The organism is Roseovarius autotrophicus (assembly GCF_018069895.1).
Taxonomy (GTDB): domain Bacteria; phylum Pseudomonadota; class Alphaproteobacteria; order Rhodobacterales; family Rhodobacteraceae; genus Roseovarius; species Roseovarius autotrophicus.
In genome coordinates this window covers 1-23,423 of the sequence record NZ_JAGQDH010000004.1, presented here as the reverse complement: position 1 = coordinate 23,423, position 23,423 = coordinate 1, and the positions used below count along the sequence as shown (strand labels likewise).

The 23,423-nt window shown below is 66.5% G+C and carries 30 protein-coding genes; 13 read left to right on the top strand and 17 right to left on the bottom strand.

Annotation, left to right across the window (positions count from 1 at the left end; genetic code table 11):
* Positions 1 to 2: 2 nt before the first annotated feature.
* The 3 genes from KAK09_RS06180 to KAK09_RS06170 are packed head-to-tail and all read right to left on the bottom strand — an operon-like array spanning position 3 to position 2,680.
* Entirely contained in the window at positions 3 to 1,325 is a 1,323-nt protein-coding gene (locus KAK09_RS06180; RefSeq protein ID WP_210878062.1) for a TRAP transporter large permease subunit, read from the bottom strand.
* Positions 1,315 to 1,923: a TRAP transporter small permease subunit gene (locus KAK09_RS06175; RefSeq protein ID WP_210878061.1), complete on the bottom strand. Its 609-nt coding sequence runs from the start codon at positions 1,921 to 1,923 to the stop codon at positions 1,315 to 1,317. Before KAK09_RS06175 ends, KAK09_RS06180 begins: the two co-directional genes overlap by 11 nt.
* Positions 1,916 to 2,680 carry an N-formylglutamate amidohydrolase gene (locus tag KAK09_RS06170; RefSeq protein WP_210878060.1) on the bottom strand — a complete coding sequence of 255 codons (765 nt, stop codon included), beginning with the start codon at positions 2,678 to 2,680 and terminating at the stop codon, positions 1,916 to 1,918. Before KAK09_RS06170 ends, KAK09_RS06175 begins: the two co-directional genes overlap by 8 nt.
* 128 nt (positions 2,681 to 2,808) lie before the next feature.
* Between KAK09_RS06170 and KAK09_RS06165 the strand changes: the two genes are divergently transcribed.
* Positions 2,809 to 3,696, top strand: a complete 888-nt coding sequence (locus tag KAK09_RS06165; RefSeq protein ID WP_336244428.1) for a MurR/RpiR family transcriptional regulator — start codon at positions 2,809 to 2,811, stop codon at positions 3,694 to 3,696.
* On the opposite strand, the gene fliP is transcribed toward KAK09_RS06165, so the two are convergent.
* The 4 genes from fliP to KAK09_RS06145 are packed head-to-tail and all read right to left on the bottom strand — an operon-like array spanning position 3,697 to position 6,921.
* A complete protein-coding gene (gene fliP, locus KAK09_RS06160) occupies positions 3,697 to 4,431 on the bottom strand; it encodes a flagellar type III secretion system pore protein FliP (protein WP_210878058.1) in 735 nt (244 codons plus the stop codon).
* Positions 4,432 to 4,436: 5 nt separating this feature from the next.
* Positions 4,437 to 4,736 carry a FliM/FliN family flagellar motor switch protein gene (locus tag KAK09_RS06155; protein ID WP_210878057.1) on the bottom strand — a complete coding sequence of 100 codons (300 nt, stop codon included), beginning with the start codon at positions 4,734 to 4,736 and terminating at the stop codon, positions 4,437 to 4,439.
* Positions 4,733 to 5,326 (bottom strand): FliH/SctL family protein, encoded by a 594-nt coding sequence (locus KAK09_RS06150; RefSeq protein WP_210878056.1) that lies wholly within the window; start codon positions 5,324 to 5,326, stop codon positions 4,733 to 4,735. The genes KAK09_RS06155 and KAK09_RS06150 overlap by 4 nt, the downstream gene beginning before the upstream one ends.
* Entirely contained in the window at positions 5,326 to 6,921 is a 1,596-nt protein-coding gene (locus tag KAK09_RS06145) for a flagellar M-ring protein FliF (protein WP_210878055.1), read from the bottom strand. The genes KAK09_RS06150 and KAK09_RS06145 overlap by 1 nt, the downstream gene beginning before the upstream one ends.
* A gap of 122 nt (positions 6,922 to 7,043) precedes the next feature.
* On the opposite strand from KAK09_RS06145, the gene KAK09_RS06140 reads away from it, so the two are divergent.
* The 10 genes from KAK09_RS06140 to KAK09_RS06095 all read left to right on the top strand — a co-directional run bounded on the left by KAK09_RS06140 (position 7,044) and on the right by KAK09_RS06095 (position 16,855).
* Positions 7,044 to 7,544, top strand: a complete 501-nt coding sequence (locus KAK09_RS06140; RefSeq protein ID WP_210878054.1) for a flagellar basal body-associated FliL family protein — start codon at positions 7,044 to 7,046, stop codon at positions 7,542 to 7,544.
* A gap of 9 nt (positions 7,545 to 7,553) precedes the next feature.
* The gene (locus KAK09_RS06135; protein ID WP_210878053.1) at positions 7,554 to 7,925 is read left to right on the top strand and encodes a hypothetical protein; all 372 of its coding nucleotides are present in this window, start codon (positions 7,554 to 7,556) and stop codon (positions 7,923 to 7,925) included.
* The gene (locus tag KAK09_RS06130; RefSeq protein WP_210878052.1) at positions 7,922 to 8,497 is read left to right on the top strand and encodes a MotE family protein; all 576 of its coding nucleotides are present in this window, start codon (positions 7,922 to 7,924) and stop codon (positions 8,495 to 8,497) included. Before KAK09_RS06135 ends, KAK09_RS06130 begins: the two co-directional genes overlap by 4 nt.
* 71 nt (positions 8,498 to 8,568) lie before the next feature.
* Positions 8,569 to 9,438 carry a flagellar motor stator protein MotA gene (gene motA / locus KAK09_RS06125; protein WP_210878051.1) on the top strand — a complete coding sequence of 290 codons (870 nt, stop codon included), beginning with the start codon at positions 8,569 to 8,571 and terminating at the stop codon, positions 9,436 to 9,438.
* The gene (locus KAK09_RS06120) at positions 9,435 to 11,648 is read left to right on the top strand and encodes a hypothetical protein (RefSeq protein ID WP_210878050.1); all 2,214 of its coding nucleotides are present in this window, start codon (positions 9,435 to 9,437) and stop codon (positions 11,646 to 11,648) included. The genes motA and KAK09_RS06120 overlap by 4 nt, the downstream gene beginning before the upstream one ends.
* A gap of 239 nt (positions 11,649 to 11,887) precedes the next feature.
* On the top strand, positions 11,888 to 12,475 hold the full coding sequence (locus KAK09_RS06115) for a lysozyme family protein (protein WP_210878049.1): 588 nt from the start codon (positions 11,888 to 11,890) through the stop codon (positions 12,473 to 12,475).
* Positions 12,476 to 12,478: 3 nt separating this feature from the next.
* Positions 12,479 to 14,560, top strand: a complete 2,082-nt coding sequence (flhA, locus tag KAK09_RS06110) for a flagellar biosynthesis protein FlhA (RefSeq protein ID WP_210878048.1) — start codon at positions 12,479 to 12,481, stop codon at positions 14,558 to 14,560.
* Positions 14,557 to 15,330: a flagellar biosynthetic protein FliR gene (locus KAK09_RS06105; protein WP_210878047.1), complete on the top strand. Its 774-nt coding sequence runs from the start codon at positions 14,557 to 14,559 to the stop codon at positions 15,328 to 15,330. Before flhA ends, KAK09_RS06105 begins: the two co-directional genes overlap by 4 nt.
* Positions 15,330 to 16,418 carry an EscU/YscU/HrcU family type III secretion system export apparatus switch protein gene (locus KAK09_RS06100; RefSeq protein WP_210878046.1) on the top strand — a complete coding sequence of 363 codons (1,089 nt, stop codon included), beginning with the start codon at positions 15,330 to 15,332 and terminating at the stop codon, positions 16,416 to 16,418. Before KAK09_RS06105 ends, KAK09_RS06100 begins: the two co-directional genes overlap by 1 nt.
* The gene (locus tag KAK09_RS06095; protein ID WP_210878045.1) at positions 16,415 to 16,855 is read left to right on the top strand and encodes a hypothetical protein; all 441 of its coding nucleotides are present in this window, start codon (positions 16,415 to 16,417) and stop codon (positions 16,853 to 16,855) included. Before KAK09_RS06100 ends, KAK09_RS06095 begins: the two co-directional genes overlap by 4 nt.
* On the opposite strand, the gene KAK09_RS06090 is transcribed toward KAK09_RS06095, so the two are convergent.
* Genes KAK09_RS06090 through KAK09_RS06050 form a run of 9 tightly spaced genes read right to left on the bottom strand, consistent with a single transcriptional unit; the run spans position 16,843 to position 21,354 of the window.
* Positions 16,843 to 17,313, bottom strand: a complete 471-nt coding sequence (locus KAK09_RS06090; protein WP_210878044.1) for a flagellar basal body-associated FliL family protein — start codon at positions 17,311 to 17,313, stop codon at positions 16,843 to 16,845. The genes KAK09_RS06095 and KAK09_RS06090 overlap by 13 nt on opposite strands.
* Positions 17,314 to 17,327: 14 nt before the next feature.
* Entirely contained in the window at positions 17,328 to 18,047 is a 720-nt protein-coding gene (flgH, locus tag KAK09_RS06085; RefSeq protein ID WP_418895517.1) for a flagellar basal body L-ring protein FlgH, read from the bottom strand.
* A gap of 10 nt (positions 18,048 to 18,057) precedes the next feature.
* Positions 18,058 to 18,471 (bottom strand): flagellar basal body P-ring formation chaperone FlgA, encoded by a 414-nt coding sequence (gene flgA / locus KAK09_RS06080; protein WP_210878042.1) that lies wholly within the window; start codon positions 18,469 to 18,471, stop codon positions 18,058 to 18,060.
* Positions 18,471 to 19,256: a flagellar basal-body rod protein FlgG gene (gene flgG / locus KAK09_RS06075; protein WP_210878041.1), complete on the bottom strand. Its 786-nt coding sequence runs from the start codon at positions 19,254 to 19,256 to the stop codon at positions 18,471 to 18,473. The genes flgA and flgG overlap by 1 nt, the downstream gene beginning before the upstream one ends.
* A gap of 15 nt (positions 19,257 to 19,271) precedes the next feature.
* Positions 19,272 to 19,985 (bottom strand): flagellar hook-basal body complex protein, encoded by a 714-nt coding sequence (locus tag KAK09_RS06070; protein WP_210878040.1) that lies wholly within the window; start codon positions 19,983 to 19,985, stop codon positions 19,272 to 19,274.
* Between the two features lie 3 nt (positions 19,986 to 19,988).
* Positions 19,989 to 20,258 (bottom strand): flagellar biosynthetic protein FliQ, encoded by a 270-nt coding sequence (locus KAK09_RS06065; protein WP_210878039.1) that lies wholly within the window; start codon positions 20,256 to 20,258, stop codon positions 19,989 to 19,991.
* Positions 20,259 to 20,261: 3 nt separating this feature from the next.
* The gene (fliE, locus tag KAK09_RS06060; RefSeq protein WP_210878038.1) at positions 20,262 to 20,543 is read right to left on the bottom strand and encodes a flagellar hook-basal body complex protein FliE; all 282 of its coding nucleotides are present in this window, start codon (positions 20,541 to 20,543) and stop codon (positions 20,262 to 20,264) included.
* Positions 20,544 to 20,571: 28 nt separating this feature from the next.
* On the bottom strand, positions 20,572 to 20,961 hold the full coding sequence (flgC, locus tag KAK09_RS06055; protein ID WP_210878037.1) for a flagellar basal body rod protein FlgC: 390 nt from the start codon (positions 20,959 to 20,961) through the stop codon (positions 20,572 to 20,574).
* A 12-nt stretch (positions 20,962 to 20,973) separates the two neighbouring features.
* Positions 20,974 to 21,354, bottom strand: a complete 381-nt coding sequence (locus tag KAK09_RS06050; RefSeq protein ID WP_210878036.1) for a FlgB family protein — start codon at positions 21,352 to 21,354, stop codon at positions 20,974 to 20,976.
* 87 nt (positions 21,355 to 21,441) lie between these two features.
* On the opposite strand from KAK09_RS06050, the gene KAK09_RS06045 reads away from it, so the two are divergent.
* Positions 21,442 to 22,791, top strand: a complete 1,350-nt coding sequence (locus tag KAK09_RS06045; protein ID WP_210878035.1) for a FliI/YscN family ATPase — start codon at positions 21,442 to 21,444, stop codon at positions 22,789 to 22,791.
* On the opposite strand, the gene KAK09_RS06040 is transcribed toward KAK09_RS06045, so the two are convergent.
* Complete coding sequence (locus tag KAK09_RS06040; RefSeq protein ID WP_210878034.1) at positions 22,788 to 23,234, bottom strand: hypothetical protein; 447 nt, start codon at positions 23,232 to 23,234, stop codon at positions 22,788 to 22,790. The genes KAK09_RS06045 and KAK09_RS06040 overlap by 4 nt on opposite strands.
* On the opposite strand from KAK09_RS06040, the gene KAK09_RS06035 reads away from it, so the two are divergent.
* The coding region (locus KAK09_RS06035) for a hypothetical protein (RefSeq protein WP_210878033.1) at positions 23,233 to 23,423 on the top strand (191 nt) is incomplete at its 3' end. The genes KAK09_RS06040 and KAK09_RS06035 overlap by 2 nt on opposite strands.

Below are 23,423 nucleotides of genomic sequence, written 5' to 3'. Positions count from 1 at the left end.
CATCATCCATAGACCAGTTGTGGCAGCCACAACGCGATCTGCGGAAAGATCATCACCAGCGCCAGCGCCAGCGCCATCACCAGCACGAAAGGCAGGATCGAGCGGTAGATGTCGCGCAAGGTGATCTCGGGCGGGGCCATGGCCCGCATCAGAAACAGGTTATAGCCAAAGGGCGGCGTCATATAGGCGATCTGCGTGGTGATGGTATAAAGCACACCATACCATATCAGATCAAAGCCCAGCGCGCCCACCAGCGGCACATAAAGCGGCGCGACAATCACCAGCATCGCGGTATCGTCGAGAAACGTTCCCATCACGATAAAGCTGAGCTGCATCAGGATGAGGATCATCCAGGGGTCAAGCCCCAGCTTCTGGGTGAACAGGCTGTCGATCGCCTTGACCGCGCCCAGCCCGTCGAACACCGCGCCAAAGGCCAGCGCGGCAAGGATGATCCACATGAACATACACGAAATGCCAAGCGTCATGCGCACCGAGGTTTCGAACACGGCCTTTGTCATCCGCCCCTTGAGCACGGCGGCCATGAAGGCGGTCATCGCGCCGATGGCAGAGCTTTCAACAAGACTCGTCCAGCCGTTGACGAAGGGCACCATCATCGCCGCGAAGATGAACAGCGGCAAAAGACCCGCGCGCAGAAGCCGCAGTTTCTCGCGCATCGGCATGGCGCGCTCGCTGGCCGGGAGGACCGGGCCAAGATGCGGCTGCACCCGGCAGCGCACATAGATGTAGATCACAAACATCGTGGCCATCATCAACCCCGGCACGATCCCGGCAAGCCACAATTGCCCCACGGGTTGCCGCGCGATCATCGCATAGAGGACCAGCACCACAGAGGGCGGCACAAGGATGCCAAGGCTCGATCCGGCCTGAATGACGCCCGTCACCATGATCTTGTCATAGCCGCGCCGCAAGAGTTCCGGCAGGGCGATGGTGGCCCCGATCGCCATGCCCGCCACCGAAAGCCCGTTCATTGCCGAGACCAGCACCATCAGGCCGATCGTGCCGATCGCCAGCCCGCCACGCACCGGCCCCATCCAGACATGGAACATTTTATAGAGATCGTCGGCGATGCGGCTCTCGCTCATCACATAGCCCATGAAGATGAACATCGGCAGCGTCAGCAGCGGATACCATTTCATCAGCTTGATCGCCGAGGCAAAGGCGATGTCGAACCCGCCCCTGTCCCCCCAGAGCAGAAGCGCCGCGATCACGGCAACAAAGCCGATGGCGCCAAAGACGCGCTGCCCGGTAAAGAGCATCACCATCATGGTCGCGAACATGAAGAGCGCGATCATCTCATAGGGCACTGGGAACCTCCTCGCCGCGCAGGCGCATGATGTCGCGGCAAAGCTCGGCCAGCGCCTGCAACAGCATCAGGAACACGCCGAAACAAAGAATCGTCTTGATCGGCCAGATCACCGGCCGCCAGACGGTCGAACTGCGCTCCAGCACGCCGGTTTTCGCGGCGGCGGCGTCGCGCCCCTCGGTCACGAAGGTGCGCAGAAGATCCCAGAAGAAGGCCAGCGGTTCGGTGCCGAAATAGCCCAGCGAATAGGCGGTGGAACTGATACCGCCATAGAGCAGCACGCCGAGGTAGAAGAGCAGGAACAGAACCGTCACACTGTCCATCCAGGCCTTGCGGCGCGCCGACCAGTCGCCATAGAACAGGTCCATCCGCACGTTCGATCCCATCTGGATCGAATAGGGCCCGCCCAGAATATAATAGGCCACCATCACGAATTGTGCCGTCTCCAGCGTCCAGAGCGCGGGGCTGAAAAACGTCTTGGACACCGATGACCAGAGCAGCACCCCCATCAGCGCAAAGATGAGATACATCGCGATCCGCCCGATAAAGCGGTTCATCCGGTCGATGCCGCGAATATAGCCGCGCATGAGGTCACGCATTCTGCGGCTCCCCTAGTCCGAGCGCGGCCAGCGCCGGGCGGAGCAGGGCCAGGATTTCGCTGGCCATCTGCTCTTGCGCCGCTTCGCCGGTCAGCAGATCCTGCCGCACCTCCAGCATGACATTCGGCAGGCCGCCCGCCAGTCCGTGCGCCCGCAGCGTATGGGTCACGCCATCCTCGGGGCCGTAGGGCGCGTTGCGTTCGATCCGGCGATGCGCAAGGGCAGGGGCATGGGCCAGCATCAGATCGGCCAACCGCGCATCGGCGTCATGCAGAATCCCGATTTCCACCGCGCGCGGGGTGCCGAACCATGTGGGCGTAAAGCTGTGCACCGTGACAAGGGCCACGGGCGACTTGCGCCCCGCGATGACACCAGAGAGCGCGGCGGTGAAGGGATCATAAACGGCGCGGGTCCGCTCTGCGCGGGTTGCCGCGTCAAGCCCCCGGTTGCCCGGCACCATGACGGTTTCGCTCTGCTCGGGCATGGCGCTTGGGGCTTCGGGGGGGCGGTTGCAGTCATAGACCAGCCGCGAGATGCGCCCAGCTACAAGCGGCGCATCGAGCGCCATCGAGAGAAGCCGCGCCAGCGGCTCCGCGCCGGGATCCCAGGCGGCATGACTCAACTGCGCCGCCGCATCGAGGCCAAGCCCGCCATAGGCCGCGGGAATGTGATTCGTCGCGTGTTCGCAGACAAGAACCACCGGTCCGGTTCCGTCGGCATTCAGGATTTCAACGGCATTTTCGACGGATTCGGCCATGTTCTCCCCTCGCGTTGGAAAAAGCTTTCCACGCGAAAGGAATTTCGTCAATATTTTTCCAGAAACTTTTGCGCCGGGCCCGCATGTCGCCGCCTCTTGCCCGGAAAACCGCCATCGGAGGGCCGCCAGTGACCGATCCCGCGCCTCAGACCAAGGCTGCCGCACCAACAGTTCGCCAGCTCATCCGTCAGCACTATCCGGCCCTCACCCAGTCCGAGCGCCGATTCGCCAACGCGCTGCTGGAGAATTACCCCGGCGCCGGGTTGGCCTCGATCACCGCCGCCGCAGAGGGCGCCGGGGTCTCGACGCCGGTGGTGGCGCGGCTGGTGCAGAAACTGGGCTTCAAGGGCTATCCCCAGTTCCACCACGCGCTCTTGCAGGAGCTTCAGGCCAAGGTGTCCGGCCCCGCCGAGCGGCGCGCGGTCTGGGCCGCCGAGGCGCCGTCCTCGCATCTTCTCAATCGCTTCGCCGAGGCAGTGACGCAGAATCTCGCGCAGACCTTCGCCAATATCGACACTGACCAGTTCGACGCGGCGGCGCGGCGGTTGGCGCGGGCGCCAGGGCTTTATGTGGTGGGTGGGCGCATCACCCGCTCGCTTGCCGAATATGCCTTTACCCATTTCCAGGCGATCCGCGAGGGGGTGCGCCACCTCACTGCGGCCCCGGCAAGCTGGCCGCATTATGTGATCGACATGGCCGAGGGTGATGCCCTTCTTATCTTCGACATGCGCCGTTACGAAGAGAACCTCTTGCGCCTCGCCCGCATAGCGGCCGAGCGCGGTGTCCGGGTGATCCTTGTCACCGATCAATGGGCCAGCCCCATCGCCGGCGTGGCGGAAACCACCTTCAACTGCTGGGGCGAGATTCCGTCAGCCTGGGACAGCAATATCGCCACGCTCTCGCTCGTCGAGGCGCTCATCGCCGCCACGCAGGAGGAACGCTGGCCCGACGCGCGCGACCGGTTCGAGCGGCTTGATCGGCTGTTCGAGATGACCCGGCTCTTTCGCGACCCGTGATCACATGTAGCCTTGCACAAGGCTGGCCGCGATCAGCGACCAGCCGTCGGCGATGACAAAGAACGCCAGCTTGAACGGCAACGATACGATCGCCGGCGGCACCATCATCATGCCCATCGACATCAGCACCGCCGCGATCACCAGGTCGATGATGAGAAACGGCAGGAAGACAAGGAATCCCACCTGAAACGCCCGCGCGATTTCCGACAGCATGAAACTCGGCACCAGCACGGACAGCGGCGCATCAGGGCCGGACGCGATGCCCGCCGCGTCCGGGCGCAGCGCCGCCATGGCGGCAAACGTCTCGCCGTCGAGCCGCGCCGCCATGAAGCCACGAAACGGTGTGATCGCCCGCGCAAGCCCCTCTTCCAGGCTCACCTCCTCCGCTACAAGCGGCGCAATTCCTTCGGTCCAGGCGGCGCTGAAGGTTGGTTCCATCACGAACCATGTCAGGAACAACGCGAGGCTTACCAGCAGCATGTTGGGCGGCGATTGTTGCAACCCGATCCCCTGCCGCAGGATCGCCAGCACCGTGATGATGAACGGGAATGCGGTGATCATGATGGCCAGCCCGGGTGCGAGGCTCAGCACCGTGATCAGCGCGATGAGCTGAATCGTGCGCGCCGAGACCGAGCCGCCCTCGCCCAGCGAGATCGACAGGTCCTGCGCCAGCGCCGGGCCCGTGCCCAGCCAGAGCAAGGCGAAAAGGACCAGCGCCCCGATGAGTGCGCGCATCCCGTTCAATTCAGCCCGTCCCGCAGGTCGGCCACCTCCGTGAGGCGCACCGCAAGCTGTCCCTGCGCATCGCCCTCGACCTCTTCAAGCAGGCCGCGTGCGATCAGCCGCTCGCCGATGTAAAGCTCGACCACGTCATCGACCCGCCGGTCGAGCGGCAGCACCGCATCCTTGCCCAGCTTGAGAAGATCGCGGATGAGCGGGCGCGCGCGGCCCACGCAGACCGTGATCTCGATGGGAACGCCCGAGAAGGGGCTGGCGATATCGGCCCCCGAGGGCGTGCGCACGGTGGCGGCGTCGGTCATGCAATGGCCTTTCGTGGCTGGGTCTCGTCAAAAAAGCCGCTCACGGCGGCGGTGATGCTGTCGATGACCGCAGGCAGGTCGATCTCGGCCTCGCTCTCGCCGAAGCGCAGATAGACCTGCCCTGCGCCAAGCGTGTCATCCGCGACGATTGTCCCCTCGATGCCGCCCTCCATGAGGTGCTCGAGGCGCGGCATGTCCTCGGCCGAGGCGGCGATCTCGACCGGCTGGCGGCCCTGCGCGCGCGCGAAATCATGCAGCATCTCCACGATCCGCGGCGCGAGGCTCTCTCGTGCCAGCTGCGGCAGCACCGCGCCGGCCATTTCCATCAGAAGCGGGCGCAGCGCGGCCATCACCGCGCCATGGGCCTCTTCATAGGTAAAACGCAGATCCTGAAGGTTTTGCGCCAGATCGGTGGTGATCCGGCGCGAATCCTCCGACTGTGCCTTGACCGCGTCGTCCCAGCCCGCCTGATAGCCCTTCTCGAAGGCCGCGAGCCGCTCTTCCTCGAGCGAGATATCGGTCATGTCGAGGGTCACGCCCTCGCCCTCGCCGGTCTCGCCAAATTCCTCCAGCAAATGCGCGATCGACATCAGACCCGCTCCTCCTCGCCCTCAAGCCATGTGCGCAGGATCTCGACCGTTTCCTCCTGCCGCTCACCGATAAGGGCGCGCAGCCGTTCCACCGGGTCTTCGGGAAAGCCCATTGCACCGGACAGGCCGCTTCGGGCGTCGGGATTGTCGTTGAAGGCGAGCGCCATGCCTGATTCGTCGAATTCGCCCACGTCGATCTCACCGGTGAGGGCGGGCGCGGGTTCTGCCACATCAAAGGCGGGCGGCGGGGCGAGTTGCACAGACGGTGTCGCCGGCGGACGCATCAGCACCGGGCGCAGCACAAACAGCCCCAGCACAAGCGCCACGACAGCCAGAACGATCGCCTGCACCAGCGACATCGTGTCGACCGCCAGCCGCTCCCAGAGGCCGGGCACGGCCATGGCACCCTCGGGCATGAGCGTCTCGAAGGGCAGGGCGCGCAGCGTCAGCACATCGCCGCGCCCGGAATCGAGCCCGACCGCAGAGCCGACAAGCGCGCGCAGGGCTTCGAGTTCGTCGTCGGGCCGGGGCACCGGCGCGCCCGTGCCGGGATCGGGCAGGGCATTGACCAGCACCGCCACACTCATCCGCCGGATGGCACCGGGCGCGCGCAGGATCTCGCGTTCGGTCGAGGAGACCTCGTAATTCACCCGCTCGCGGGTCTCGTCGCTGCGGCTGGTGGAGGGTGCGCCGCCGCCCGCCTCGCCTTCGGGCAGGTTCGAGGCGACCGTCACGCCGTTACCCTGATCGGAGGCGTTGCTGCTGCTCTCTTCGGTGTCGGTGCTGATTGCCACGCGGCTATCGGGGTCCACGCGCCGTTCGCGGATCGACTCCGTTTCCGTCACCGTGTCGAGTGTCACCTCCACCACCGCGTTGCCGCGCCCCACGCGCGCCTCCAGAAGCCGCAGCGCGCGCATCCGCAGCGCCTCGGCGCGCTCGTCGGGGGCGTTGGCCGGAACCTCCTCCGCGCCGACAAGCCCGCCCTCCGAATCGATCACCGCCACATCCTCGGGCGTGAGCCCCGCCACCGCCGAGGCCACCAGGAATTGCAGCGCGCGCGCGTGCCTGGGCAAGAGGCCCGCGCCCGTGGTCGTCACCGCGACAGAGGCCGATTGCCGCAGGTTGCGCTGAAACGGGGCGGACCCGCCCGAGGCCAGATGAACCCGCGCAGCCGTGATCGCCGGATGGGCCACGATGGTGCGCGCAAGTTCGCCCTCCTTGGCGCGCCAATAGGCGGCGTCGAACATCTGCGAGGTGGTGCCGAAGCCCGACAGCCCGTCGAGAAGTTCATAGCCCCGCGCCGTGCTCGACGGCAGCCCCTCTCCCGCGAACACCATCCGCAGGCTGTCGCGCTGCGCGCTCGCGACATAAATGGCGTTGCCGCGCACCTCATGGATGATCCCGCGCTGGTCGAGCGCGGCCACCACCTCGCCCGCTGCCGCGCCCTCCAGCCCGGCATAAAGCAGGCTCAGGCTCGGGCTTGCGGCCATGCGCGCAAGCCCGAGGATGGCGGCGAACACGCCAAGCGTCGTCACGCCCACGATCATGCGTCGCCGCATGTCGAGCGAGTGCCATAGGGTGAGGAACTGTTGCACGTCGAAGCCTCCAGATGACCGGCCTTCTGCCGTTCGTCGAGGTCATCATTCGCTCATCGGGCTTAAGATTCGGTTAGCCTCTCTGCGCGATAGTGCCCTTGCGAGAGAAAAGAGGGCATGGAATGGCTGAAACTGATGAAGCACCTGAAACAAAAGGCGAAAAAATCAGGGGTTCACGCTTTCCACTGATTCTCGGGCTGGTTCTGGCGGTGCTTGGCGGCGTTGGTGGCTTCCTCGCCGTGCGCGCGGGGCTCTTGCCCGTCGGCGCCTCGGGCGTTGCTGGACCGGTGGCAGAATCCACGCCGGTCGTGGTCGATTTCGGCAACCTTGTCTTCGTGCCGGTCGAGCCGCTGGTCGTCTCCTACGCCGAGACCGGGCGCAGCCGCCACCTGCGGTTCCGGGCCGAGCTCGAGGTGAACGCGGGCCAGTCGGCCGAGGTGGCGCGGATCATGCCGCGCGTGGTCGATGTGCTCAATACCTATCTGCGCGCACTCCGCCTCACCGATCTGGAGGAGAGCAGCGCGCTCTTGCGGCTGCGCGGCCAGATGCTGCGGCGCGTGCAGGCGGTGGTTGGCGAGGGGCGGGTCAACGACCTTCTTGTCATGGAATTTGTGCTGGACTGAGGGGACGACATGGAACTGATCGCTGATATTCTGCTGGTCGCGGGTGCGCTGGGCGCGGCGCTCTACTGTCATGTGCTGGCGCGGCGGCTGAGCCGTTTCAACGATCTTGAAAACGGGGTCGGCGGCGCGGTCGCGGTGCTGTCGGCGCAGGTGGACGATCTCGCGCGCACCCTGCGTGCGGCCCAGACGGCGGCCAGCCATTCCACCGGCTCGCTCGATGCGCTCACCGAGCGGGCCGAGGGCGTGGCCAAGCGGCTGGAACTGCTGGTGGCCTCGATGCACGACCTGCCCGATGTGCCGTCTCCGCCACCACCTCCTCCGCCCGAGACTGGCCCGATCTTTCGCCGCCACTCGCCCGAGGGCGCGGAGGGCCGGACATGAGCGGCATGCCCCGCCGCCGTGCGCGCGGCACGCTCACGGTCATCGCCGCGTTGCTTCTGGCGTCCGCAGCAGTGCGGGTGGGCGACGGGGTCGGGCAGGCCATGGCGCGTGCCACGCCCAAGGCGCCGGTGGATGTCCTCACCGGGACCGATGGGCGCTGCGAGCAACCCGCGGATATTCAGGTTCTCCTGGATACGCTCAAGGAGCGCGAGTCCCGGCTTGTGACCCGCGAACGCGCGTTCGCGGACCGGATGCAGGCCCTCGCCATCGCGGATGAGCAGATCACCATCCGGCTCGCGGCGCTCCAGGAGGCCGAGGACTCGCTCCGCCGCACCCTCGACATCGCCGAGACCGCCTCCGAGGACGATCTCGACCGGCTCACCCGCGTCTACGAGACGATGAAGCCGAAACAGGCCGCGGCACTGTTCGAGAAGATGGATGCGCGTTTCGCCGCCGGGTTCCTCGTGCGGATGCGGCCCGATGCGGCGGCGGCGATCATGGCCGGTCTGAGCCCCGAGGCCGCGCATATGTTCAGCGTCGTGCTCGCCGGGCGCAACGCCGGGAGCGAATGAGCGGCCGCTCTTAACCGGCGGGTAACCCGAGGGTGACAGAATAGGGCTACGGCGTCGAAACGGAGCGGGTGATGATCGGAATTGTCGGTATTGCAGTTATCCTGGTGATGGTCTTCGGCGGCTATCTTGCTGCCGGCGGCAAGATCGGGATCATCCTCAAGGCGCTTCCTTTCGAGCTGATGATGATCGGCGGAGCCGCCATCGGCGCTTTTTTCATCAGCAACGACAGCACCATGATCAAGCACACGCTCAAGGATATCGGCAAGGTTTTCAAGGGTCCGCGCTGGAAGCCCGAGGATTACCGCGACCTGCTTTGCCTTCTCTATGCGCTGATCCGCCTTGCGCGGCAGAATGTGGTGGCCGTCGAAGAGCATATCGAGAACCCCTCCGGATCGTCTATCTTCTCGCGCTACCCCCGCATCCTGGCGGACACCGAGGCAGTGGCGCTCATCGGCGACACGATGCGCTCTGCCTCGATGAATTATGACGATCCCCACCAGGTCGAGGAGGTGCTCGACAAGCGGATGGAGGCGCACCACCATCACGCGCTCCAACCGAGCCACGCGCTTCAGACCATGGCCGACGGGCTGCCCGCGCTGGGCATCGTCGCCGCCGTTCTGGGGGTGATCAAGACCATGGCCTCGATCGACCAGCCGCCGGAAATTCTCGGCAAGATGATCGGCGGCGCGCTGGTGGGCACGTTTCTGGGCGTGTTTCTGTCCTACGGTTTCGTCGGCCCCTTTGCCACCAAGCTGCGTGAGGTGGTGGAGGAGGACGCGCATTTCTACCGCCTGATCCGCGAGGTGCTGATCGCCAACCTCCACAATCACGCGGCCAATATCTGCATCGAGGTGGGGCGCCAGAACACGCCCGGCCATAACAGGCCAAGCTTTGGCGATCTCGAGGAGGCGCTCAAGGCGCTCAGGCAGGAGGCAGCATGATCCGTGCCGGGCTTCTTGTCCTGTTGGTTCTTTCTGGCGCGGCTGCCCTTGCTCAGGGCGTGCCGGTGCGTTCCGGGGCCCATGAGCGGTTCGATCGGCTGGTGATCGACCTGCCGCGCCGACACGACTGGCGGATCGAACCGCACGAGGGCGGCGTGGCCGTTGTTTTCGAAGAGCGCGCGCTGCGTTTCGATCTTGGCGCCGTTTTCTCACGCATCGGGCAAGCGCGCCTTCGCGCGATTGCCGCACCCCAGGGGCAGGGACGGCTTGTGCTCGATCTGGCCTGTGACTGCCCGGTGCGACCGTTCTGGCATGGTGCCGCCATGCTTGTGCTTGACATCTCCGATCCTGTGCACCCGCCCGACGCCTCCATGGCCTCTCGCCGTCCCACCGCTCTCGCCGTGCTGCCTGATGCGCCTGTATCCCCCGCGACCGAGGCCATCGCTGCCCGGCTCGCGCCGGCTCTGGCGGTTGACGCCGTGCCGGACGGTGACGTGGATACGGCGCCGCAGGGCGATCTCGGGCAGATGCGCGCGGTCCTGCTGCGTCAACTCGGTCGCGCCGCAAGCCAGGGGCTTGTCTCCGCCGCACCTGATACATCTCCGCCGCCGCCGCTCGGACCTGCGTCACCCTCGCCGCAACCCGCCAACGATTCTCCGCCAGACCCGCCTGCCGCCGACCCTGACGGTCACCTTGCCCTGCGCGCCGTAACAAGCATGGATCGCGATGTTGGCGCCCGGCCTTCGGGAGGGGCGCCTGATCCCGTGGCCGGGTGCCCCTTGCCGGGGCGGCTTGATGTCGCTTCCTGGGGCGGTCCGCAAGGGCTGCATGCCGGAATCGGGCGGCTTCATCGCGGGCTTTATGGCGAGTTCGATCGAGTTGATCCGACGGTCGCGCGCGATCTCGCGCGCTTCTATATTCATCACGGTTTCGGGGCCGAGGCCCGCCAGAGCCTCGGGTTGACCTCCGGGGGGGATCGCGAAATCCGTCTGCTTCGTGATCTTGCGCTTGTTGTCGATCAGCAGCCTCTGCCCGCCAGCACGGATCTGCGCGGTTTTGCAGGGTGCGGCGAACCTGGTGTGCTCTGGGCCTTGCTCGCAGCCGAGCAGATAGATGAGACGCTGGTTTTCGATCACCGTGCCCTGCAACGCAGTTTTGCGGCGCTGCCTGACGGCTTGCGCCGTGCCCTCGGGCCGGGCCTTGCAAGGCGGCTTGCCGCCGTCGGACATTTGGAAACCGCCGATCACCTGCAACGGATGGTCGCGCGGGTCGCAATGCCGGGCGATCCCGCTGCCGGGCTGGTGCGCGCCGATCTTTCGGCCCGCGCGAACCCGCCGGATCCCGCCACGCTTGAAACGGTCCGCCGTTCCAACAGCGCGCACGCCGCCGAGGCGTTGGCGCTGACCATCGAGGCGGATCTTGCCCGTGGCGCACCGGTCGCCCTCGAACAGGCGCAACTTGCCGGTGCCTTTGCGCAGGAACTGCGCGGCACGTCGATGGGCGACAGGCTTGCCGTGGCCCATGTCGCGGCACTCGCGTCCTCGGGGGCCTTCGCCGAGGCGGTCGCCGCGCGTGAACGTCTCGCACCGGATCCGGCCCTGCCGCCCGCCACCACCATGGCCGAGAGCATTCTGTGGCAGGCCACGGACAAGGCCGACGACATCACCTTCCTGCGCCACGCGCTCGCGGAGCGGCTGGTTCCGGCCGGATCGGTCACTGCGTCGCTTGCCGCCGGGATTGCGCGCCGGCTTCTGGACCAGGGTTTTGCCGAGGCCGCGGACCGATACCTTGGAGGGGCCCCGACCGATCCCGCCCTGCGGCTTCTGCGTGCGGAAATCGCGCTCGCCCTCCAGAGACCGGCAGAGGCGGAACTTGCGCTGCTTGCCATGCAGGGGGGTCTGGCCGATCAGTTGCGCGCGCGCGCGCGCGTGCTGCATGGCGATCACGCCGCGGCCCGGAGGCTGTTCGCGGCAAGCGATGCCATGTCAGAGGCAGATCGCGCCGCCCTCTTTGCGCGCGACCCCTCGGCGCTGACACAAGCCGCCGACCCGCTGATGCACGATCTGGCGCGTGTTCTGGACGGGCCGAAGTCCCGTTCGGGTGATGATCCGGGGATGCGGCTTGGCCAGCAGCGTGATCTGCTGGCCGAGTCCGGCGCCGCCCGCGAGACCCTGTCGCGTTTGCTGGCCGCGAGTCCACTTCCCGAATAGGCCACCCGACCAGAAAAGCGGCCGAACGTGCCTTTGCTTACCGAATCTCAACCTCTGTCGGTGACGATCACGGTGATAGCCCCATGGCCCCCACATCCCGGATCTCTGCCTTGTTTCCAGTTTCGCGCCATCTTGCTCTCGCCATTTTTGTCCTGTCGGCCTGCTATCTCCCGCAGGCTGCCGAAGCGCGTGCCGCTTTGTGTGACGCGGCTGCGCAGCAGGCCGCACGCAGCAGCGGCGTGCCGCTCCCCGTGATGCGGGCAATTACCCGGGTCGAAACCGGGCGCGATCATGGTCAGGGTCTCGACCCCTGGCCCTGGACCGTCAACATGCAAGGACAGGGCCATTGGTTCGCCACCCGTGGCGAGGCGGAACAGTTTGTCGCCCACGCTCTGGCGCGCGGTGTCCGCAACCTTGACATAGGTTGCTTCCAGATCAATCACCGCTGGCACGGCGCGGCCTTCCGCTCGCCGTCCGAAATGTTCGATCCGTTGCGCAACGCGGCCTATGCCGCGCGCTTTCTCAAGAATCTCCACGATCAGAGCGGCGACTGGTCGGTGGCCGCTGGCTGGTTCCATTCGCGCACGCCCGCGCTCGCCCGGAAATATCGCGCCCGGTTCGAGCAGGTGCGCAAAACCCTGTCCGAACCGGACCGGGTCGATCCGGTTTTCCCGTCCCGCACCGAGGGCGTGCCGCGCGCCGCCGCCAACACCTTTCCGCTCATGACCGGTGCCACCGCGTCGGGTGCGCATAATTCGCTCGTCCCGCTGGCCAGGGGCGCGCCAGCGCCGCTTGTTCCCGGGCTCGGCGCGATGCGCGGGTCCTGAGCCATGCCCCGCCTTGCGCCCGCCCAACTCTTTCAGCCGACCGTGCTTCTGGCGCTCGCGCTTATGGCGATCATTGTGATGATGATCCTGCCGATGCCCGCCTGGGTGCTTGACATGGGGCTTGCCGCCTCCTTCGCCTTGGCCATTCTCATCTTTACCATCACCCTGTTCATCGAGCGGCCGCTCGATTTCTCCTCTTTCCCGACCATCCTTCTGGCCTCGCTGATGCTGCGGCTCTCGCTCAATGTCTCGTCAACCAAGCTCATCATCGGGCAGGGGCACACCGGCACGGCGGCGGCGGGCAATGTGATCGAGGGCTTTGCCAATTTCGTCATGGGTGGCAGCGTCTTTCTCGGGCTTGTCGTCTTTGGCGTGCTGCTCATCGTCAATTTCCTGGTCATCACCAAGGGCGCGGCGCGGATGGCCGAGGTGGGTGCGCGCTTCGCGCTCGACGCCATGCCCGGCAAGCAGCTCGCCATCGACAGCGACATGTCCGCCGGTGCCATCACACATGACGAGGCGCGCGAGCGTCGCGCCAGGGAACAGCAGGAAACCACGTTCTTCGGCTCGCTCGACGGCGCCTCGAAATTCGTCAAGGGCGATGCGGTCGCGGGGCTTCTGATCACGCTTCTGAACCTGTTGATGGGGCTTGTCATGGGCACGGTTGTTCATGGCATGCCGCTTGGCCGTGCGTTCGAGACCTATGCGATCCTGACCGTCGGCGACGGGTTGGTGACCCAGATTCCTGCGGTGGTGATCTCGATCGCTTCGGCGCTTCTGCTCGCGCGGGGCGGTACCCTGGGCGCCACCGATGCCGCGATGATGGCCCAGATCGGGCGCCATCCGGCGGCACTGGCCACGGTGGCGGTGCTGATGGCGCTTTTTGCGCTGGTGCCGGGACTTCCGTTCGTGCCTTTCATCCTTGGCGGGCTGGCGCTTGGGGGCGTGGCGTTCACGGGCTTTCGCGCGCGCGCACATCCGTCCATCCAAGATACGGCGCCTCCGGTGACGCCGTCGCCCGAGCCGTCGATGGGCGACATTCTGGAGCTTGACGACATCCATGTCGAGTTCGCGCCCGATCTGGTCAACATGGTGCTTGATCCCGGCGAGGGGCTCGATGCGCGCATCGCGAACATGCGCCGTCATGTCGCCACGCGTTTTGGACTGATCCTGCCCGAGATCCGCCTGACAGACGATTCCGCCCTGCCAACCGCGAGCTATGTCATCCGCGTTCACGGAGTCGAGCAGGCGCGCGCCGAGTTGCGTGCGGAATATCTGCTTGCCCTCGATCCCGAGAGCCATCCAGATCTGCCGCCGGGCGAGACGGTGCGCGAGCCGGTTTACGGCGCGCCCGCGCGCTGGATCCCGCCCGCCGCACGAGACAGCGCGGCGCTTGGCGGCGCCACGCTCGTTACCCCGACCGAGGTGCTCGCCACGCACCTGCTCGAGGTGATCCGCCGCAACCTCAGCCGTCTGCTGACGATGAAGGCAATGCGGCGGCTGCTGGACGAGTCGGTCAATCTCACCGATCGCCACCGCGCCGAGGCAAATCGCAAGCTGCTCGAAGAGATGATCCCCGACCGCATCGCGCCCGACCTCCTGCATGCGGTGCTGCGCCTGCTGCTGGCCGAACAGGTGTCGATCCGCAACCTGCCGTTGATCATCGAGGCGGCGGCCGAAGGGCGGCAGGGCGCTGCCTCGCCCGAGGCGGTCTGCGAACATGTCCGACAGCGGCTTGGCTTTCAGCTTGTCGCCGAGCTGACCCGTCCAGACGGCACGTTACCGCTCATTCAGCTCGCGCCGGAATGGGAGGACCGGTTCGCCACCTACCAGATCGAGGCCGAGCGCGGGCGGCTTGACGTGGCGCTGCCGCCAGATCTTTTCAATGCGCTCACCGGGGCTGCCGCCGAGGCGGTCAAACAGGCGCAGGACAAGGGTATCGCGCCGGCCATCGTCACCTCGACGCCGCGCCGCCGTTTCCTGCGCACGGCGCTCGCCGCCAGACAGATCGGCGCGCCGGTCCTTTCCTTCGAGGAAATCGGTATCGAGAGCAGACCGGCGCTCGTCGGGATGGTGGCGGCGTGAACGCGCTCGGGGATCTCGTGCCGCTGACGCAGGACCTGCTCTGGCTCTACGCCCTTGTGTTCCTGCGACTCGCGCCACTCATCGCGCTTTTTCCCGGCTTCGGCGAGACCGAGGTGCCCGTGCGGATCAAGCTCGGCCTCGCCCTTGGCCTCTCGGCCATCGTCACGCCCGCCGTCGTGCCCGACCTGATCGGGTACCTCCCGGCGACACCGAATCTCGCGCGCCTCATCCTGACCGAGACCGGCATCGGATTGTTTCTCGGGCTTGGTATCCGCCTTTTCCTGCTGGCGCTTCAGACTGCCGGAGCCATCGCCGCGCAGGCGACCTCGCTTTCGCAGATTCTGGGCACTGCCGGGATCACGCCCATGCCCGCCATGGGGCACTTTCTTGTGACGGGCGCGCTGGCACTGGCGATGATGCTCGGGCTGCACCTGCGGCTCGCGGAACTGGCGGTCACGAGCTACCGCCTCCTGCCTCCGGGCGCGCCGCCGCTTGCGGCGGCGGTGGCAGAATGGGGCATTGCGCGCGTGGCCCATGCCTTCGGCTTCGCATTCACGCTCGCCGCGCCCTTCGTTATTGCCTCGACACTCTACAACCTCACCCTCGGCATCATCAACCGCGCCATGCCACAGCTCATGGTGGTCTTTGTCGGCGCGCCCGCGATCACCGGTGCGGGGCTGGTCCTGTTGATGCTGCTCGCGCCGACGATGCTGGGCCTCTGGGCCGGTGCGCTCGGCAGTTTCCTTGCCGATCCGCTCGGGGGACGCTGATGGCCGAGGGGCAGGACGAGGGCGACAAAACCCATGAGGCGACGGCGCAAAAGCTTGAAAAGGCGCGTGAAAAAGGTGATCTGGCGCGTTCGGCGGACCTCAATACCGCAGGATCCTACGCTGGCTTCGTTCTGGTCGCGCTGGCCGTGGGCGCAGGTTCCATATCAGAGGCCGGTTCGCTCATGATGCGCTTTCTTGACCAGCCGGACCGCCTCGCCGCGCTGATCTTCGCGGGCGGCTCGGGCGCGTCCGTATTGGGCGGGCTGATGGGCGGCATCGCGCTGGCGCTCTTGGTCTGGTTCCTGCTGCCCGGCGCGGGGGCGCTCCTTGTGGTGGTGGCACAGCGCAGCCTTGTCTTTGCGCCCTCGAAGCTGGAGCCGAAGCTTTCGCGCATCAACCCGATCGAGAATGCGAAAAACAAGTATGGCCCCGGCGGGCTGTTCGAGTTTGCCAAGAGCGCGGTCAAGCTGCTGGCCTATTGCCTGCTTCTTGGCACCTATCTGACCGGGCAATTGCCGCGTCTTGCGGCCGCGCTTCATGCCGCACCTGGCCAGATCGGGGCACTCATGGTGCGCATGGTGGTGGAGTTTCTCGCCGTGGTGCTTCTGCTTGCGCTTGCCATCGGCGCGGTCGATTACCTCTGGCAGCATTTTGACCATGCCCGCCGCCAGCGCATGTCGCACAAGGAAATCCGCGACGAGCACAAGGAGAACGAGGGCGACCCGCACATGAAGCAGAAGCGCCGCCAGAAGGGTATGGACATTGCCGCGCGGCAGATGATGGCCGAGGTGGCGGGGGCGGACGTGGTGATCGTCAACCCGATCCATTACGCTGTCGCGCTGAAATGGAACCGTTTGCCGGGCGCGGCCCCGGTCTGCGTCGCCAAGGGCGTCGATCACATGGCTCTGGCGATCCGCGAGACGGCGCATGTGCATGGCGTGCCGGTGCATCGCGATCCGCCTGTCGCGCGCGCGCTGCACGCCGAGACAGAACTGGGACGGGAGATCGATCCTCGCCATTACCGCGCCGTCGCCGCGGCGATCCGTTTTGCCGATACGATGCGCCGCAAGGCACGGGCTTTCGGATGAGGGGCATTGATTCCCGCGCGCTCGTCGCGTTGACGGCGGCGCGGCGTGACCGAGAGGCATCGCGGTTTCGCACGGTGCTTGACGACGAGGCACGGCTGCGCGCGGCGCTTGCCCGCCTCGACATGCAGGCTGCGGCGGCGCGCGCCCTGCCGGAACAGGCGGTAAGCGGATTGCGTGAGATCGGCGCGGATCTGTCGTGGCAGGGCTGGGTCGCGCGCAGCCGCGCCGCGCTCAATTCCGAGCTTGCGCTTACCCTCGCGCGCAAGGAGCAGGCACTGCCGCCCCTGCGCCGCGCCTTTGGCAAGGCCGAGACGGCGCGTGTGCTCGCCGCGCGTCATCGCGCCTCCAGACATCAGGACATAGAGGCCCGCGAGGCGCTGCGCCTCGACCATCTCACCCTCTTGCGTCTTGCCAGAGCAAGGGATCACATGTCCTGACGCGCGATCTCGGTGATCAGCACGCCGCGCGCATCCTCGCCCAACAGATCGCGCGCCACCTCCATCAGCATCCGCCGCAGCAGATCGAGGTTGTTGGCATTGGTGAACGCCCCGTCGAAACCGCCGCGATTGGAATGCTCGAACATGACCTGAAGAAAGCCGTCGCGCAGTTTCGGCTCGCGCGCATAGACCGTTTGAGCCGCGTTGGGGCGCGTCTCGACACTGAGCGACATCACCACCATCGCGGTCACCCGGTCGCGCGCGACCACCGGCACGACGAACTGATTGTTGAGCCTGACGAATTCGGTCTGCCCGCCGTTCTGCACACCCTCGGTTGCGGGCGCGGCTGTCTCGGCCTTGTCCCCCTCGGTGGCGGGTCTGGCAAGAAACAGCCCCGCGGCGATCCCGGCCCCGAGGCCGAGCAACAAAAGCAGCCCTGGCACAACTATGCGCATCATATCCCGGCCCCTGTTCAGAACGGCAGGATCGCGTCCAGCACCTGCTGGCCGATCCGCGGTTGCTGCATGTCGGTGATCTGCCCGCGCCCGCCATAGGAAATGCGCGCGGCCGCGATCTTGTCATAGGTGATCTCGTTCTGGCGCGAGATGTCCTCGGGCCGCACGAACCCCGTCACCAGAAGCTCGCGCAGTTCGAAGTTCACCCGCACCTCCTGCGAGCCCTGGATCTCCAGAACGCCGTTGGGGAGCACCTGCATCACCGTCGCCGCGACCCGCAGCGTCAACTCCTCGCTGCGCTTGACCGAGCCATCGCCACCCGAGCGGCTGGTGGAATTCAGCCCCACCGCCCGGTCAAGGCTCGCGCCCTCGGGCAGGCGCCGGTTGATGCGCTGCGGCAGGCCGAGAAGATCCGGCACGGCAAGGCTTTCCGAGCCGTTGCGCGCCCGCGAGGTGGAGTTGGATATCTCTGCTTCCTCGTCGATTTCCACCACCACGGTCAGGATATCGCCCCTCCGCGCCGCCCGCCGGTCACCCAGAAGCGACTTGCGTCCGCCATTCCAGAGCGAGGCCTCCTGCACCGGCAGGCGGGCCGCCTTTTCCAGCGGCAGGCCGGGATCGAGCATGGCCAGTTGCTCGGTCGAGTTCATGGTCGGTGTGAAACCCGGCGGCTTGCCGATATGATCCATCCGCGCGCAGCCCGCGACGACCAGCAACAGCAGTAACAGCACTCTCATCATCCGGTTCCTATCGTGACACTTCGATGCGCCCGTCGGCGGTGACGCGGCCCGTGATCGTGGTACGCGAGGCAAGGTTCATCACCCGCACATACTCGCCCACCCCGGCGCGGACGAGTGCGCGCCCCTCGGTCTCGATCCGCAACCCGCCATGGGTGTAGATCAGCGGCACCACCTGGTTGCGCTCGATGCTGGCGGGCGGGCCGAAGTCGCCCGCGCGGATCGCGCGGCCCGGATAGAGCGCGACACGCGCCTCCTGCCCGATGATCGCGTCCAGTGCTGGCGCGCCCGTTCCGGGACCGGCGCGCAGGATCACGTCCTCGGGCGCGATGATCTCTTGCGGGCGGATAACGCGCACCGCCTCTACCCGATCGGCCAGCGCGGGGGCGGCCATCACCGCGAGGATCGCCACCAGCCTCCGCATCACCGCACCTGCGTGGTCGCCGCGAGCATCTGATCGGCGGCAGTGATGACCTTGGCGTTAAGCTCATAGCCACGTTGCGCCTCGATCAGTTCGGTGATTTCGCGCACCGGATCGACCGAACTGTCCTCCAGAAATCCGTGTCGCAGCGTGCCAAGGCCGTCTTGCCCCGCCGTGCTCACATTGGGCGGGCCAGAGGCTTCGGTTTCCAGAAAGAGGTTGCTGCCGATGGCCTCGAGCCCCTTGGCATTGGCAAAACTCACAAGGTTCAACTGCCCCAGTTCCTGTGCCTCGACCGCGTCATCGAAGAACGCAAAGACTTCGCCCTCGGCATTGATCGCGATGCTGCGCGCATCGTCGGGAATGGTGATCTCGGGGGCGACCGGAAAGCCCTCGGAGGTGACGATCACCCCTTCGGCAGAGCGTTTCAGCCCGCCATCGCGGGTATAGGCCGACAGCCCCGAGGGCAAGGCCACCTCAAGATAACCCCGACCCTCGATCGCCACATCGAGATCGCCCCCTGTCGCCCGCAGCGAGCCTTGCGAAAGCTCCACCGTCACCGAGGCGGGCCGCACACCAAGGCCAAGCTGCACGCCCGTGGGCAGAACCGAGCCGTCCGAGGCCGAAATCGTGCCTGCCCGCGTCACCTGCTGGTAATGCAGGTCGGCAAACTCGGCGCGGCGTGCGTTGTAGCCGGTGGTGGACATGTTGGCGAGGTTGTTCGAGATTGTCTCGACGCGCATCTGCTGCGCGGCCATGCCGGTAGCGGCGATCTTGAGAACTCTCATGGCGCTCTCCTTTCCTCAGCGGGTGAATGTGTCGAGCACGCGGCGGACGCGCTCATGTTCGGCCTCTAGAAAGCTCTGGCCCATCTCGTAGGCACGCTGCACTTCGATCATGCGCGCGACCTGGCTCAGAGGCTCGACATTGGAACCTTCGCGAAAACCCTGAAGGATCCGGCCTTCCTCCACCGGCTCGATCCCGTCCCTGCTCTTGAAGAGGTTGCCGCCCACGCGGGTGAGCGCCGCGCCCTCCACGGGCCGGTAGAGGCCAAACTGCGCCAGCGGGCGGCCATTCGCGCTCAGCGTGCCATCGGCGGCAAGGCCGGGGCGGCCCGCGTCGGGCGGGATGAAGACCGGCGCGCCGCCCGCATCAAGCACGCGAAAGCCGTCCATCGTCACCAGATCGCCCGCCCCCGAGAGCGCAAAGACCCCCGCGCGCGTGAGCCGCTCGCCCTCGGGCGTGTCGATCAGGAAAAAACCCTCGCCCTCGATGGCGAAATCGAACGCGCCGCCGGTGGCCTCGAGCGGCCCTTGCGCCTGTGAGGTCATCGGCGTGTTGCCCCGCCCCATCGACAGCGACGGTGCGCCCTCGGCGCGGGCGACGAATTCCGAGAATATCATCCCCTCGGCGCGATAGCCGGTCGTCGCGGCGTTGGCGATGTTGTTGGCGATCATCTGCATCTCGCGCATCAATCCGGTCTGCCGGGTGAGCGTGACATATCCTGCGGCTTCCATGTCTCAGCCTCCGATGATGAGCGGCACAAGCCGGTCCTGAAAGAACGCAACGAGGGTCTGGGTCATGAACCCCATGCTCAGCCAGAACACGAGCACGATGGCCCCGAGCTTGGGCACGAAGGTGAGCGTCATTTCCTGGATCGAGGTCAGCGCCTGAAAAAGCCCCACGATCAACCCGCCCACCAGCGCCACCGTGAGGATCGGCAAAGAGATCAGCACCGCGACCCAGAGTCCCTCGCGCAGCGTATCGTAGAAAAGGATTTCCTCACGCATGGCCTAGACCGGCATCCGCAGGATTTCCTGATAGGCTTCGACTACGCGGTTGCGCACCGTGATCACCGTCTCGACCGCCAGTTCGGTCTGCGCCAGCGCCTGCACGAGCGCGTGCGGATCGGCGCCGCCCGTCATCGCGGCCTTGGCCGTCTCTTCGCCTGTGCGCAGGGTGGCCGCGAAATCGCGTGCGAGTGCCTGAAACCCGGTTGTGGCCCCGGTCTCTGGTTCGGTCGCCGGGCGCAGCGCGGCATAGCCCCGCGCGGCGGAAACTGCACTCAACTCCATTTCGGATCTCCTTTCCTTGTTGGTTCGTTCAGCGGCGCAAGAGGTCCATCAGGCTCGACGACATCTGCCGCGCCTGATCGAACATTCTGAGATTTGCCTCGTAGCTGCGCTGCGCCTCGCGCGCGTCGGCAATCTCGATCATCAGATCGACATTGGAGCCGGCGACATGCCCGCTCTCATCGGCAAGCGGATGCGCGGGGTCGTAGATGCGGCGAAGATCGCTGCGATCGAGCCGCACCGGTCCGGTCTCGACCCGGCCCTTCGCGTCGGGCCCACGCTCGGGGTTGAAGGCCACGGTCTTGCGCCGGTAACCGGGGGTGTCGGCATTGGCGATGTTCTCGGCCACATGCCGAAGCCGCTGCGACTGCGCCTTGAGGCCGCTTGCCGAAACGCTCAGCGCGTTGGAAAATTCGCTCATCCCTCAGCCCTCCTAGCTGCGTGACATGGCCGTGCGCAGCACGGTCAGCCCGGATCGGTAGATCGCCAATGCGCGCCCGTGCTGGCGCTGCACATCGACCGCGCGCAGCATCTCGGTCTCGAGCGTGACCGAGTTGCCGTTGGGGTCGCGCGCCGCGCCGCGCTCCTCGCGCGCCTCGAACGTCTGCGCGCCGCCTTGCCCGAAGAGATGGCCAGGCCGCGTCGCGCGCATCCCCGGCGGCGCTTCGAGAAAGGCGGAGAACGGCGCGATGTCGCGTGCGCGGTAGCCGGGCGTGTCGGCATTGGCGATGTTCTGTGCCACCACCGCCTGCCGCGCGCCGGCATGACGCGCAAGCGCGTGCGACAGGCGAAAGACATCCAGATTTTCAAACATCGGGGCTTCTCCCTCGATTGGCTTCAACCAAGGCTTAACCCTGATTCGTTTAGAAATCGTTCCCAGGCGATTTTCAGGAGCGGGCGAATGAGACAAACGGCACTGGCGGGCCTTCGGGCCGAAATCTCTGGCCTCAGCGCGGCCTATCCGCTCGGGCGTGTGATCTCTGTCGCAGGCGGGCTCTTGCGGGTCAGCGGGTTGTCGGATGTGGCGCGGCTGGGCGACCGGGTGCGTATTCTGACGGTGCGCGGCGCGATGCTGGGCGAGGTGCTTCAGCTTGACGCGGCCGCGCTGGTGATCCTGCCCGACGAGGCCGCCGAGGGTGTGGCGCTGGGCGACCCTGTGCGCCTTCTGGGGCCGTCCGAGATCGCCCCCTCCGATGACTGGATCGGCCGCGTGGTCGATCCGTTCGGCCTGCCGCTCGACGACCGTCCCCTTTTGCGCGGCCCCAAGGCGCGGCCCCTGCGCGGCGACCCGCCCGCGCCCGCCTGCCGTCGCCCTCTGGGCGCGCGGCTGGAAACGGGCATGGCCGTGTTCAACACGCTTCTGCCCATCGTGCGCGGGCAGCGGATGGGGCTTTTCGCGGGCTCCGGCGTGGGCAAATCCATGCTGCTGGGGCATCTTGCGCGGCATATGCAGGCCGATGTGGTGGTGGTGGCGCTGATCGGCGAGCGCGGGCGCGAGCTGGGCGAGTTCGTGCGCCATGTGCTTGGCCCCGAGGGCATGGCGCGTGCGGTGATCGTGGCCGCCACCTCTGACCGCTCCGCCTTGGTGCGGCGGCGTTCGGCGCTCACCGCCATGGCCGTGGCCGAGCATTTCCGCGACAAAGGCCGCCACGTTCTCTTGATGGCCGATTCGATCACCCGTTTCGCCGAAGCCCACCGCGAAGTGGCCATCGCCGCCGGTGAAATGCCCGCGCTGCGCGGCTTTCCGCCCTCGACCGCGCACGCGATCATGTCGCTTTGCGAACGCGCCGGGCCGGGCGAGGGTGGGCAGGGCGACATCACCGCACTGCTGACCGTGCTGGTTGCCGGGTCCGACATGGAAGAGCCGGTGGCCGATATCCTGCGCGGGGTGCTCGACGGGCATGTGGTGCTCGACCGAGAGATCGCCGAGCGCGGGCGCTATCCGGCCATCGACCTGCTGCGCTCGGTCTCGCGCAGCTTGCCGCAGGCGGCGAGCGATGACGAAAACCGGCTTATCGCGCAGGCGCGTCACCTCCTTGGCACCTATGCGCGCTCGGAAACCATGGTGCGCGCGGGGTTATACGCCGAGGGCAGCGATCCCGCGCTCGATCAGGCGATCCGCATCTGGCCCGAGCTTGACGGTTTTCTTGCCAAGCGCGAACCGGCCGATACGGCCAACAGCTTCGCCCGCCTCGGGGTGATCTTGCGCCGCGCGGGGGCAGGGGGCGAGCGGATGCCCGCACCGCGTTAACGGATTGCCTCCAGCCCCGGCCGCTCTTGCCGTGCGGTGTCATAGGCTGAGCGAAACAGGCCGCCCTGCGCCTCGATCAGGCGCCGGATGCGCGGCCCGCGCCCCTCGATCACCGCGCGCACCAAGGGCCTCAGCACGCCCCGCGCCTTGAGCGTGACGGCAAGCTGATGATCCATCCCCGGCAGGATGAAATGCGCAAGGCCCGGTAACTGCGGAAACCGCAACGCATGGTCAAGCTCGCCTGGCCCGTCACCATGCACGATCACATAGCGGCTCCGCTCGGGGGTCAGCCCGTCGATCCGGTCAAAGTGAAACTGCTCGATCCGGTTACGGAAATAGGACCAGCGCCGCTCGTCCGGCACCACGGCCGGGTTGACGGAATATTGCGGGGTCAGTGCCAGCACCGTCTCGAAACCGAGCATCGCCGACAGGTGCAACGCCATGCTGGCCCCCATCGAATTGCCAAGCGCCACGATCCGCCGCGCGCCCAGACGCCGAGCTGTCTCGGTGATGGAGTGGATGCCTCCCTCCCCTACGGCATCGCAATGTGCCAAGCTTTGGGCGCTGAAACCAAGCAAATCGAAGGAGGCATCCGTGAAAGAAGTTACCATCATTGGCGTCGATCTGGCAAA